The following is a 12,653-nucleotide window of genomic DNA, read 5'->3' on the forward strand; positions in this document are numbered from 1 at the left end:
CGTTTCAGCCCACGCTGCCTTCGAGGCTCACGCCCAGCAGCTTCTGAGCCTCGACGGCGAATTCCATCGGCAGTTGTTTGACCACTTCCCGGGCGAAGCCGCCGACGATCAGCGCCACCGCGTCCTCTGCGGAAATGCCGCGCTGCATACAGTAAAAAAGCTGGTCTTCGCCGACGCGCGAGGTCGTCGCCTCGTGCTCGACCTGCGCGCTGGGGTTGCGCACTTCGATGTAGGGAAAGGTGTGCCCGCCGCAGCGGTCGCCGATCAACAGCGAGTCGCACTGCGTGTAGTTGCGCGCCCCTTCGGCCTTGGGCAGCACCTTGACCAGGCCGCGGTAGGTGTTGCTGCCGCGTCCTGCGGAAATGCCCTTGGAGACGATGGTGCTTCGGGTGTTGCGGCCGATGTGGATCATCTTGGTGCCTGTGTCGGCCTGCTGGAAATGGTTGGCCAGCGCCACCGAATAGAACTCGCCGACCGAATCGTCGCCGCGCAGCAGCACGCTCGGATACTTCCAGGTGATCGCCGAGCCGGTTTCCACTTGCGTCCAGGAAATGTGCGAGCGGGCGCCGCGGCATTCGCCGCGCTTGGTGACGAAGTTGTAGATGCCGCCCTTGCCGTCCTTGTCGCCGGGGTACCAGTTCTGCACCGTCGAGTACTTCACCCGCGCGTCGTCGAGAGCGATGATCTCCACCACCGCGGCGTGGAGCTGGTTTTCATCCCGTCGTGGCGCGGTACAGCCTTCCAGGTACGAGACCTGCGCGCCCTCGTCGGCGATGATCAGCGTGCGCTCGAACTGGCCGCTGTCCTTGGCGTTGATACGGAAGTAGGTTGACAGCTCCATCGGGCAGCGCACCCCCTTGGGGATGTAGACGAAGCTGCCGTCCGTGAACACCGCGGCGTTGAGCGCGGCGAAGAAGTTGTCTCCCGGCGGCACCACCGTCCCGAGGTATTGCTGCACCAGTTCGGGGTGGTTTTGCACCGCGTCGGAGAATGAACAAAAAATGATGCCGTGCTGCGCCAGCTTGTCTTTGAAAGTAGTGGCCACCGACACCGAATCGAACACCGCATCCACCGCCACCCCAGCCAGCGCGGCGCGTTCGTGCAGCGGGATGCCGAGTTTTTCATAGACGCGCAGCAACTCAGGGTCGACCTCGTCGAGGCTTTTTGGCGCCTTGTCGCGCTTGGGGGCAGCGTAATAATGAATCGCCTGGTAGTCGATGGGCGGATGGTGGATCTTGGCCCAGGTCGGCTCGGCTAGGGTCAGCCAGTGACGATACGCCTTCAGCCGCCATTGCAGCAGGAACTCCGGCTCATTTTTTTTCGCGGAAATGAGCCGGATGATGTCTTCGCCCAGCCCTTTGGGAGCGAGGTCGGACTCAATCGGCGAGATGAAGCCCGCGGCGTAATCGCGTTCGAGAAATTCGACCAGTGAGGGATTGCTCTGGTTCATGCGGTCTCTTCCTTGGAAGGACTTGGGGCTGTCCTCAGGCGGTTTGGATAGCTTGGGCGGCTTTGATGCCTGATGCCACCGTTTGGGCGATTGCCGTGTGCCTCGCACCCGAAGCCAAAACCATCTGGCACACATGTTCCAGCCGCTCCACATGCTCGAAGGCATCAAAAGGCGAGTGACCAATGGCAACGCAGCCATGACGATCCAGACCGACGATATGCGGCATGTCGCTCTGCGGCGGAGCGAAGGACGCGGCGCAAGCCCGCGCGAGTTCCTCGCTGGTAGCCACCAACGGCGGCACATTGCGCCCGACCCGGGTATAGCGGGTCACCTCCGGGAATTGCTCGGACAGCTCACGCAAATCCCAGTTGGCGAACATCGCCGCCACGATATGAGTCGGATGCAGATGCAACACAGTGTTGAAACCCGCTGGCAGCAGCACCTGCAGCAGTTGATGCAACGCGAATTCTCCGGAAGCTCCAGCGGGTGCAGTAATGGCGCGACCAGGCACTAGCCGGTCCGCGGGGACGTGAAGCATCTGCGCGACATTCAGCTGTGCCTTGATCACGCCGCTTTGTGAAATCCAGAATCCATCGCCCGCAGCATCGCTCACCGAGATATTGCCATCACGGTGGGTGATCCAGCCTTTGGCGTACGCCGCATGCAGGGCGCTGCAAGCCTGCGCGATTGGTGTGGAGGATTCAGGAGCGAGTGTCGGTGGGGTGTTCATGAGGGGGATGATTTCATTTATGAGGTGGTGCGGTATTGCTCGGGTGTGTGGCCCAGCTATAAGTCGAAAAGCTGACGCCCAGATCACGCCATGGAATGCCTTGAATAGGTAATGTTTTTACCACTTAAAGGGTGCGGGTGAACTCCTCAGCACAATACCCCTTCTCAGGAAGGGGAGGTCATCGAAGTGATCAGCAGAGGCTGCAAATCGCCCGAGGGCAATCTGAATGCCCTGTGGAAAATCAGCTACTCAAAGGAGTGACTTGAGCGAGTCAGAGCTACGGCGTGCGGCAAGAAATCATGCAATCAACGTCGCGCCTTGCTTTACTTTGCCTTTTTTGCTTCTTTTGCGTCAAGACCGAAGTCCATCCAGTCCTCACCTAGTAATTCAACGGGGTGCTGTGTGCGCTCGGAGCCGTTTCCGCAGCGCATGGAGTCGGCCGGGCAGTACCGGCTACATCCCCAGCAAATGCGTTCAGGGTGTGCCGGATGATTGGGGAATTTTTTCTGCTCGAAAGTCATAGCAATCGGTTTGCCTTCCGTTTTCGCTTTACGAGAACATGCCAAACCGCCCAAAATTGCCTCATCCCCTCTGGGAGTCTGACGCGAACGAAGCGCGTCTGAGGACGTTTTCATGGGACACCAGAAACTGTGCTGCGTTCCTGATACACGTCAAACCGTCACCAAATCGACAGGATCGCGCCCTGCGGGGACAATCTGCGCTCGAACCGCACGCCATGCCGTCATGAAACGCAACTGGACACTCACCGCCAAAATCGCCCTATTCTCTGGGACGTTCCTGCTGTTGTCATTGATGTCCGTTGGAGCGACCTTATGGATTTCCTGGAATCTCGAGGGCGGCGCGGCGGCGGTTAACGTCGCCGGGCAATTGCGCATGCTCAGCTACAAAGTGGCGCTGTCCGCGAAGGACCTCGACGACACCCAACTTTCCTCCGATCTGCAGCTTATCCAGGACAATCTTGTGTTGCTGCGCGCGGGCAGCCCGTCACGACCTCTTTATGTTCCTTGGGATGGCATCATTCGCCAGCGCTACGACGCCGTGCGTGCGCACTGGCAGAGTTTGCAACCACGCTGGGAAAGCGCATCACAAGCCCACCCCGTGCCGCGAGAGGAAGTTAACCAGTTCGTCACACAAATCGATGCTTTCGTCAGATCCATAGAGCATCGCCTGGATTTCTGGACGACTGTGCTCCACGCGTTTCAGATGGGTCTGGCCGTTCTGGTAGTGATCGGAGCGCTGTTGATGTTCTACGCAGCTTACCTATTTGTGCTCGATCCGGTAGGGCGCCTCAGTCGAGGCGTGCAAGCGCTTGAGCAGGGCGATTACTCGGCACGGGTCGACATCAATACCACCGACGAGCTCGGCGATCTCGCCATCGGGTTCAACCGCATGGCCGGACAACTACAGGCTGTCTATGACGAATTGGAGGAGCGGGTGCGGCAAAAGACGGCCGCCCTGCGCACCGAGCAGCAGCGTCTTGCGGCGCTGTATGAGGTGAGTGCGCTGGTGTCGAAGGCACAAAGCCTGGACGAGTTGTCGCAGTCGTTCGTCCAAGTCGTGCGGCGCATCGCCGGAGCGGATGCTGCTGCCTTGCGCTGGACCGATGAATCAGCGCGCCGTTACCTGCTGCTGGCCTCCGATGGATTGCCCGCGGTACTGGCCGAAGAAGAGCAGTGTCTGATGTCGGACACCTGCTTTTGCGGGCAGGCGCAGCATCACGGCGGCCCGCAGATCGTGCAGTTTCACCGGCTCCAGCCCGAAGGGCGAGCGCTGCCTGGGCGTGTGGCGTGTGAACGTCTGGGCTATGCCACGCTGCTGAGCATTCCCGTGCGGGCGCAGCAGCGCCTGCTCGGCGAGATCGATCTGTTCTTCCACGCCGAGCAATCCGCCGATGAAGCGCAGCATGCCCTGCTCGACACCCTCGCGGGCCACCTGGCTGCAGCCATGGAAAGCCTGCGCAGCGCCGCGCTGGAACGCGAGGCCGCGGTGTCGCAGGAGCGGGCTTTCCTCGCACGCGAGCTGCACGATTCCATCGCGCAATCGTTGGCGTTCATGAAAATTCAGCTTCAATTGCTGCGCACGGCCCTGCAGGCGGGCAAGGTGGGGAAGATCGAACAGGTGGTGAGCGAGCTCGATGTGGGCGTGAAGGAAAGTCTGGCCGATGTGCGCGAGCTGCTGCTGCACTTTCGCACCCGCACCCAAGAGCAGGACATCGAGCCGGCGCTGCGCAGCACGGTGCAGAAGTTCGAGCTGCAAAGCGGTCTATCCGTCGACCTGGTGTTTCACGGGCATGGCCAGCCGCTCGATCCGGACGTGCAGATTCAGGTGCTGCACATCGTGCAGGAAGCGCTGTCCAACATCCGTAAACATGCCAAGGCCACGCAGGCCCGGCTGGTGGTGGACAGCCTGCCGCGCTGGCGCTTTGTCGTCTCGGACGATGGCCGTGGCTATGATCCGGAGGTCATCGCCCAGGATGGACAGGCCCATGTGGGCCAGCAGATCATGCGAGAGCGCGCCGCCGCCATCGGCGGGCATTTGAGCATCGAAGCCCAGCCCAAAGGCGGTGTGCGCGTCACCTTGGAACTGCCGGAATTCCCGGCCGCCGCGTCTGCACGCGCAACACGAAACACCGAGATTTCTCCCTATGCCACCTGACATCCGCATTCTGCTGGTCGACGACCATGCGCTGTTTCGTCGCGGCCTGGTGGCCTTGCTCGGTGAAGCGCCTGCCATGCAGGTGGTCGGCCAGGCCGGCGATGCGGGCGAGGCGCTACGGCTGGCCACGCAGTTGCAGCCCGACATTATTTTGCTCGACAACCATCTGCCGGGTGTTCGAGGCATCGACGCCGTAGAGAGTCTGCGGCAGGCCGCCCCGGCTAGCCGCGTGTTGATGCTCACCGTCAGCGAAGAGGCGGCCGACCTCGGCGCGGCGCTGCGCGCCGGAGCGAGCGGCTATCTGCTCAAGACCTGCGAGACCGACGAGCTGATCGGCGGCATTCAGCGTGCGCTGCGCGGAGAAGTCGTCATCGGCGCCGACATGACCGCAAAACTTGCACAAGCCTTCATCGCTCCAGAAACGACGGACTCCGCGAAGGAAGCCCTCCCGGCGAACGCGCAGAGCGAGAAAACGCCGCTCAGCCCCCGCGAGCGCCAGATCGCCGCGGCCATCGCTCGTGGCGCAAGCAACAAGGTCATCGCACGCGAACTCGACATCGCTGAAACCACAGTGAAGGTGCATGTACAGAGTATCTTGCGCAAGCTCGACCTCAGTTCACGGGTGCAGATCGCCGTGTATGCCAGCGAACATGGCCTGTCGGTTTGATCTCTATCTCTTCGGGACTACACCATGCAAATCGCCGATTTCTCCGATCTCCTGCGCGCCGCAAAACAACAGGAGCTGCCGCAACGGCTGTACTTTGTTTTCGCTGCCATCGAACTTCCGGAAGATGCCAGTCCGGCGCAGCGCGCCCGTCATGCGGCGGGCGGTGGCGGCGCGCTCGTGCCCGTCATGGCGGTGGACAAATCACCAGACGATCTGTCGGATTTCGAAACGCTGGTTGAAGAGTCTCGGCACACTGGCACACCCTGGGACATGGTGTTCGTCACCACGCAGGCCCTTCCAGACCAGGCGATTCCCGACTTCGCAGAGGTGGAGCAGACCCTCACCGAGCTGATCGAGAACATTCGCATGGGCCAGATCGACCATTTTCTGACTTTCGATCACTCCGGCCGTCTGGTGCAACTGCGCTGAATCTGCTCCTGAACGGGATTTCACTCCTTCTTTCGGAGTAGTTCGGCGGAGCAGGGCGCCCAGCGCCTTTCTCCGCCTTCAGGTCGATACCGCAAAAGACCAGCGGTTTCTAGAGTCTCCTTATCGACAAGGAGATTCGTCATGGTCGCGAATGTGCAGCAACACAACCGGCAAGCCTGGTCGGTGCTGATCGTCAGCACCTGGGCTTTCATGGTGTGTTTCATGGTGTGGATGATGTTTGCCGTCATCGGCATCCCCATCAAGAAAACCCTCGGACTCAACGCCACCGAATTCGGTCTGCTGACCGCCATGCCGGTGCTCAGCGGCTCGCTGATCCGCGTGCCGCTGGGCATCTGGACGGATCGCTACGGCGGCCGCATCGTGTTTGCCGCCATCATGGCGGTTACCGTCATCCCCATTTGGATGCTGTCTTATGCCACACAGTACTGGCAATACCTGACCATCGGTCTGTTCATCGGTCTGGCCGGAGGTTCGTTCTCGGTGGGTACGCCTTATGTGGCCCGCTGGTTTCCGAAGGAGCGCCAGGGGTTGGCGATGGGCATTTTCGGCGCGGGTAATGCCGGCGCGGCAGTGAACAAATTTCTCGCTCCGGCTTTGGTTGTGACCTTCGGTTGGACCATGGTGCCGCATGTGTATGCCGCCGTCATGCTCGGCACGGTCATTCTGTTCTGGGTGTTCAGCCACCACGACAAAAGCCATGTGGTGCAGGGACAGACCCGTTTCATGGATCAGTTGAAGGCCCTGCGCGATCCCGGCGTGCTCAAGTACAGCCAGTACTACAGCATCGTGTTCGGCGGCTATGTGGCGCTGGCGCTGTGGATGGTGCAGTACTACGTCGGCGAATACAAACTCAGCCTGCCTGTGGCCGCACTACTGGCCGCGGCCTTCTCGTTGCCTGGCGGCGTGTTGCGCGCGGTGGGCGGCTGGCTGTCCGACAAATTCGGCGCGCACAGCGTGACCTGGTGGGTGCTGTGGGTGAGCTGGGTGGCGCTGTTTCTGCTGTCTTACCCGCAAACCCAGCTCACGGTGCAGACCACCGGCGGGCCGACGACCTTCCACATCGGCCCGAATGTCTACGCCTTCACCGCGCTGATGTTCATCCTCGGCATCGCCTTCGCTTTCGGCAAAGCCAGCGTGTTCAAGTACATCGCCGACGACTATCCGGCCAATATCGGCACGGTCTCGGGCATCGTCGGGTTGGCAGGCGGCATGGGCGGCTTTCTGCTTCCCATCCTGTTCGGCGCGCTGCTCGACCTCACCGGCATTCGCTCTTCGGCCTTCATGCTGATGTATGGCGTGGTCTCGGTTTCGCTGGTGTGGATGTTCTTCACCGAGGTCCGCCGCACCGATGTGTTCAAGCCGGCTTCCCCATCGAACAACCCCAAAGCATCTGGAGGCGGCCTGTCGCACGGCCAGCCTGCTGCTGCCGATCGCCATTGAGATTCCAGGAGAAACAACATGTCCAGTCAGGTCATCAAACATTGGAACCCGGAAGACCCCGCGTTCTGGAAAAGCGAAGGACAGATGATTGCGCAACGCAATCTCTGGATTTCCATTCCGGCGCTGACCCTCGCCTTCGCGGTGTGGATGGTGTGGTCGGTGGTGGTGGTCAAGCTGCCGCAGGTCGGGTTCAAGTTTTCGACCAATCAGTTGTTCTGGCTCGCGGCGCTGCCCGGCCTGTTCGGCGCCACGCTGCGCATCTTTTATTCCTTCATGGTGCCGATCTTTGGCGGGCGGCGCTGGACGGCGATTTCCACCGCCTCGTTGCTGTTGCCCGCTCTGGGCATCTATTACGCGGTGCAGAGCCCTTCGACCCCGTATGAGATCTTTGTCATTCTGGCCTTGCTCAGCGGTTTTGGCGGCGGCAACTTCGCCTCATCGATGGCCAACATCAACTTCTTCTTTCCCAAGGCGCAGAAGGGCCTGGCGCTGGGACTGAACGCCGGGCTGGGCAATCTGGGCGTGTCCATCGTGCAGTTCATCGTGCCGCTGGTCATCACCGCAGCGGTCTATGGCGTGCTCAGCGGCGATCCGCAGACCGCCGTGACGGGGGGAAAGAGTGCACCGATCTGGCTGCAGAACGCCGGGCTTGTCTGGGTGCCCTTCATCATCGCCTCCACTCTGGCGGCCTGGTTCGGCATGAATGATCTGGCCGACGCCAAAGCATCCTTCGCCGATCAGGCGGTGATTTTCAGGCGCTCGCATACCTGGCTGATGAGCCTGCTCTACACCGGCACCTTCGGTTCGTTCATCGGCTACTCGGCAGGATTTCCGCTGTTGATCAAGTCGCAGTTTCCCGGCATCGTCGCGCTGGACTATGCCTGGCTCGGGCCGTTCGTCGGCGCCCTCATTCGTCCGGTCGGCGGTTGGTTGGCCGACAGGCTCGGCGGCGCGCGCGTGACCTTCTGGAACTTCATCCTCATGGCGCTGGGTGTCGTCGCCGTGCTGTATTTCCTGCCGCAAGGCGGGGTAGGCGGCAACTTCACCGGCTTTCTCGCTGCGTTCATGCTGCTGTTCGCTACCACGGGCATTGGCAATGGCTCGACCTTCCGCATGATTCCGGTCATCTTCCTCACCGATCGCACGCGCGCCGCTGCCGGACAAGGCCCTGCTGCGCAGGAGCAGGCGGTGAAAGACGCCAACAAGGAAGCGGCTGCGGTGATTGGTTTTTCCTCGGCCATCGCGGCTTACGGCGCGTTCTTCATTCCCAAGAGCTACGGCAGTTCCATCGCCATGACCGGCGGCCCGCAGGCTGCGCTGTACGGCTTCATCGCCTTTTACGTGCTGTGCGTGCTCGTGACTTGGTGGAACTACAGCCGCAAGAACGCCCCGATGCCCTGCTAATACCCTGAACCCACGGAGACCATCATGAGTCATTTTCTCGACCGCCTGACCCACTTCACCAAATCCCGGCCCAAGTTTGCCGATGGCCACGGCGAGGTCACCACCGAAGACCGCACCTGGGAAGACGCCTACCGCGGCCGCTGGCAACACGACAAGATCGTGCGCTCCACTCACGGCGTGAACTGCACCGGCTCGTGCTCGTGGAAAATTTATGTCAAGGGTGGCATCGTCACCTGGGAAACGCAGCAGACCGACTACCCGCGCACCCATCCCGACATGCCCAACCACGAGCCGCGGGGTTGTCAGCGCGGCGCCTCGGCGAGCTGGTATCAATATTCCGCCAACCGGGTGAAGTACCCGATGGTGCGCGGCCGCCTGATGAAAATGTGGCGCGAGGCGCGCAAGACCCTGGGCCCGGTCGACGCCTGGGCCAGCATCGTGCAGGACAAGGCCAAGCGCAGCGAGTACCAGAAGCTGCGCGGCATGGGCGGCTTTGTGCGTGCGGATTGGAACGATGTCAACGAACTCATCGCTGCCGCCAACACCTACACCATCAAGACCTACGGGCCCGATCGCATTTTCGGGTTCTCGCCGATTCCGGCCATGTCAATGGTGTCGTTCGCCTCGGGCGCGCGTTACATCAGCCTGCTTGGCGGTGTGATGGGAAGTTTTTACGACTGGTATTGCGACCTGCCGCCCGCTTCGCCGCAGACCTGGGGGGAACAAACCGACGTCCCCGAGTCGGCCGAGTGGTTCAACGCCAACTACATCATGGCCTGGGGCTCGAATGTGCCGCAGACCCGCACGCCCGACGCGCATTTCTACACCGAGGCGCGCTACCGCGGGGCCAAGACCGTGGCGGTTTCGCCCGATTACTCCGAGGTCGCCAAGCTCAGCGACGAGTGGCTGCATCCCAAACAGGGCACCGACGCGGCGATGGCCATGGCGTTAGGCCATGTGATCCTGCGCGAATTCCACTTCGGCGAAAAGCCTTCGGCCTATTTTCTCGACTATTGCCGTCGCCTCACCGACATGCCCTTGCTGGTGCGCCTGGAAGAACGCACCTTGCCCGACGGGCGCAAGGTGCTCACAGCAGGCCGCACGCTGCGCGCCAGCGATTTTGCCGACAAGCTTGGGCAGGGTGACAACCCCGAGTGGAAAACCGTGGCCTTCGGCAGTGAAGGCGAGGTGGTGCTGCCGCATGGCTCGATCGGTTTTCGCTGGCAAGCGCAGGGCGAGGCCAGGAGCCAATGGAATCTGCAGCCGCGCGACGCGCGCAGCGACAAGGAATGTGAATTGGCCCTCACCCTGATCGAGCGCATGGACGGCGCAGCCGAGGTCGGGTTTCCGTACTTTGGCGGAGTGCACGCCGAACACCATCCGGGCAATGTTCAGGACGACGTCCTGATCCGCAAGGTTCCCTACCGCACACTGAGTCTGGTGGACGACCGGGGGGAGCAAACCGCCGCAAGGGTCGCCACCGTGTATGACCTTCTTGCCGCGCACTACGGGATCGACCGTGGTCTCGGCGAAGAACCCCATCCTTGCGCCAAAAGCTACGCGGACAATGTTCCCTACACCCCTGCCTGGCAGGAAAAAATCACCGGCGTTCCCGCTGACGTTGTCGAACGCATCGCCCGGGAATTTGCCAGCAACGCGGACAAGACGCATGGGACCTCAATGGTGATCCTCGGCGCCGGGATCAACCACTGGTACCACGCCGACATGAATTACCGGGCCATCATCAACATGCTGATGATGAGCGGCTGTATCGGCGTGCCCGGCGGCGGCTGGGCGCATTACGTCGGGCAGGAGGCGCTTCGCCCGCAATCGGGCTGGTCGGTGCTGACGTTTGCACTGGATTGGGTCAAACCGCCTCGCCAGATGAATGCCACCAGTTTTTTCTACGCGCACACCGATCAGTGGCGCTACGAAAAACTGGGGGTCGATGAAATCCTCTCGCCCCTGGCCGATCCCAAGGCATTCGGCGGCAGCATGATCGACTACAACGTGCGCGCCGAGCGCATGGGCTGGCTGCCCTCTGCGCCGCAGCTCCAGGCCAATTCCCTGCACCTGGCGCGCGACGCCGCAGCAGCCGGGCTTTCCGCCAAAGACCATGTGGTCAACGGCCTCAAGAGCGGATCGCTGCACATGAGCTGCGAAGACCCGGACAACCCGGTGAACTGGCCGCGCAATATGTTCGTCTGGCGCTCCAACCTGCTGGGCGCCTCGGGCAAGGGTTCGGAGTACTTCCTCAAACATTTGCTCGGAGCGAACAACGGTGTGCTCGGTAGCGAACTCGGCCCCGATGATCCACGCCCGCACGAAGTGCAGTGGCGCGACGATGCCCCCGAAGGCAAGCTCGACCTGCTGGTCACACTGGACTTTCGCATGAGTAGCACCGGTTTGTTCTCCGACGTGTTGCTGCCTGCGGCGACTTGGTACGAGAAAAATGACCTCAACACCACCGACATGCACACCTTCATCCATCCGCTGTCGGCGGCAGTCGATCCCTCCTGGGAGGCACGTTCGGATTGGGAGATATTCAAAGGGATCGCGAGCAAGTTTTCCGAGGTCTGCGTCGGGCACCTCGGCGTCGAGCGCGATGTGGTGCTCACCCCGTTGATGCATGACAGCGCAGCGGAACTCGGTCAGGGACTGGAGGTGCGCGACTGGAAACGCGGGGAAGTGGAACTCATTCCCGGCAAGACCGCTCCGAACATCACCGAGGTGCAGCGTGACTATCCCCATGTGAGCCAGTGTTTCACATCGCTTGGGCCGCTGATGGACAAACCAGACGGCGGTCACGGTCATGGCATTTCGTGGGATGCGCGCGAGGAGGTCCAAGCTCTGGGCGCACTCAACGGCCGGGTCAGTGAATCCGGCCCGGCTGAAGGCAGGCCGCGGATTTTGAGCGACATCGACGCCACCGAGATGGTGATGATGCTTTCGCCTGAAACCAATGGAAACGTCTCTGCCAAGGCCTGGGCTGCCTTGTCGAAAAAAACCGGATTGAATCTCAGCCACATGCCTGCGGGGCGAGAAGACGAGAAGATTCGTTTCCGGGACATCGTGGCGCAGCCCAGGCGGGTGATCAACTCGCCGACCTGGTCGGGCATCATCGATGAAAAGATTTGCTACAACGCCAGCTACTCCAATGTCCATGAAAACATTCCTTGGCGCACGCTGAGCGGGCGGCAGCATTTTTACCAGGACCACGCCTGGATGCGGGCCTTCGGCGAAGGTTTTGCCTTGTATCGCCCCCCGGTCAACCTCAAGGCCGTCCAGCCTGTGCTTGGCAAGTTCGCCGGGAACAAGGAAATCGTGCTGAACTGGATCACGCCGCACCAAAAGTGGGGCATCCATAGCACCTATGCCGATGGCCTGATCATGCTCACGCTCAGCCGTGGCGGACCCTGCGTGTGGATTTCCGAGGACGATGCCAAAGAGGCAGGAATCGTCGACAACGACTGGATCGAGGTGTTCAACGCCAATGGCGCGCTCGTCGCCCGCGCCGTGGTCAGCCAGCGCGTCAAACCAGGTATGGCCATGATGTACCACGCCCAGGAGCGCACGATCAATACCCCGGCGTCGCAGATCACCCAGGCCCGGGGCGGTGTGCACAACGCGGTCACCCGCGTGGTGCTCAAACCAACGCACATGATCGGCGGCTATGCGCAGCTCTCCTTTGGCCTGAATTACTACGGCACGATCGGCTCCAATCGCGATGCCTTTTGCATCGTGCGCAAGATGGACAAGGTGGACTGGATGGACGAGCCTGCGGGCCCGACCTACAGCCACGAGCGCCCGCACCACATCGAACCGCAAGCCTGACC

The 12,653-nt window shown here is 61.5% G+C and carries 9 protein-coding genes; 6 read left to right on the plus strand and 3 right to left on the minus strand.

Annotated features, from left to right (window positions below):
* Positions 1-4: 4 nt before the first annotated feature.
* The 3 genes from sufB to BIO17B3_RS05495 all read right to left on the minus strand — a co-directional run bounded on the left by sufB (position 5) and on the right by BIO17B3_RS05495 (position 2,701).
* A complete protein-coding gene (gene sufB, locus BIO17B3_RS05485) occupies positions 5-1,450 on the minus strand; it encodes a Fe-S cluster assembly protein SufB (protein ID WP_156053339.1) in 1,446 nt (481 codons plus the stop codon).
* Positions 1,451-1,484: 34 nt separating this feature from the next.
* Positions 1,485-2,180, minus strand: a complete 696-nt coding sequence (locus tag BIO17B3_RS05490; RefSeq protein WP_156053340.1) for a class II aldolase/adducin family protein — start codon at positions 2,178-2,180, stop codon at positions 1,485-1,487.
* A 323-nt stretch (positions 2,181-2,503) separates the two neighbouring features.
* Positions 2,504-2,701, minus strand: a complete 198-nt coding sequence (locus BIO17B3_RS05495) for a DUF3079 domain-containing protein (protein WP_079668507.1) — start codon at positions 2,699-2,701, stop codon at positions 2,504-2,506.
* Between the two features lie 223 nt (positions 2,702-2,924).
* Here BIO17B3_RS05495 and BIO17B3_RS05500 point away from each other — a divergent pair, with 223 nt between their 5' ends.
* The 6 genes from BIO17B3_RS05500 to BIO17B3_RS05525 all read left to right on the plus strand — a co-directional run bounded on the left by BIO17B3_RS05500 (position 2,925) and on the right by BIO17B3_RS05525 (position 12,651).
* Positions 2,925-4,856, plus strand: a complete 1,932-nt coding sequence (locus BIO17B3_RS05500) for a type IV pili methyl-accepting chemotaxis transducer N-terminal domain-containing protein (protein ID WP_156053341.1) — start codon at positions 2,925-2,927, stop codon at positions 4,854-4,856.
* Entirely contained in the window at positions 4,846-5,523 is a 678-nt protein-coding gene (locus tag BIO17B3_RS05505; protein WP_013106757.1) for a response regulator, read from the plus strand. The genes BIO17B3_RS05500 and BIO17B3_RS05505 overlap by 11 nt, the downstream gene beginning before the upstream one ends.
* A 24-nt stretch (positions 5,524-5,547) precedes the next feature.
* Complete coding sequence (locus BIO17B3_RS05510; RefSeq protein ID WP_156053342.1) at positions 5,548-5,952, plus strand: hypothetical protein; 405 nt, start codon at positions 5,548-5,550, stop codon at positions 5,950-5,952.
* Between the two features lie 141 nt (positions 5,953-6,093).
* Positions 6,094-7,413, plus strand: a complete 1,320-nt coding sequence (locus tag BIO17B3_RS05515) for a nitrate/nitrite transporter (protein WP_156053343.1) — start codon at positions 6,094-6,096, stop codon at positions 7,411-7,413.
* An 18-nt stretch (positions 7,414-7,431) separates the two neighbouring features.
* Positions 7,432-8,817: a NarK family nitrate/nitrite MFS transporter gene (locus BIO17B3_RS05520; RefSeq protein WP_156053344.1), complete on the plus strand. Its 1,386-nt coding sequence runs from the start codon at positions 7,432-7,434 to the stop codon at positions 8,815-8,817.
* 24 nt (positions 8,818-8,841) lie between these two features.
* The gene (locus BIO17B3_RS05525) at positions 8,842-12,651 is read left to right on the plus strand and encodes a nitrate reductase subunit alpha (RefSeq protein ID WP_156053345.1); all 3,810 of its coding nucleotides are present in this window, start codon (positions 8,842-8,844) and stop codon (positions 12,649-12,651) included.
* The last annotated feature ends 2 nt before the right edge of the window (positions 12,652-12,653 follow it).

It is taken from the genome of Thiomonas sp. OC7 (assembly GCF_900634595.1).
In the GTDB taxonomy this organism is placed as follows: domain Bacteria; phylum Pseudomonadota; class Gammaproteobacteria; order Burkholderiales; family Burkholderiaceae_C; genus Thiomonas; species Thiomonas arsenitoxydans.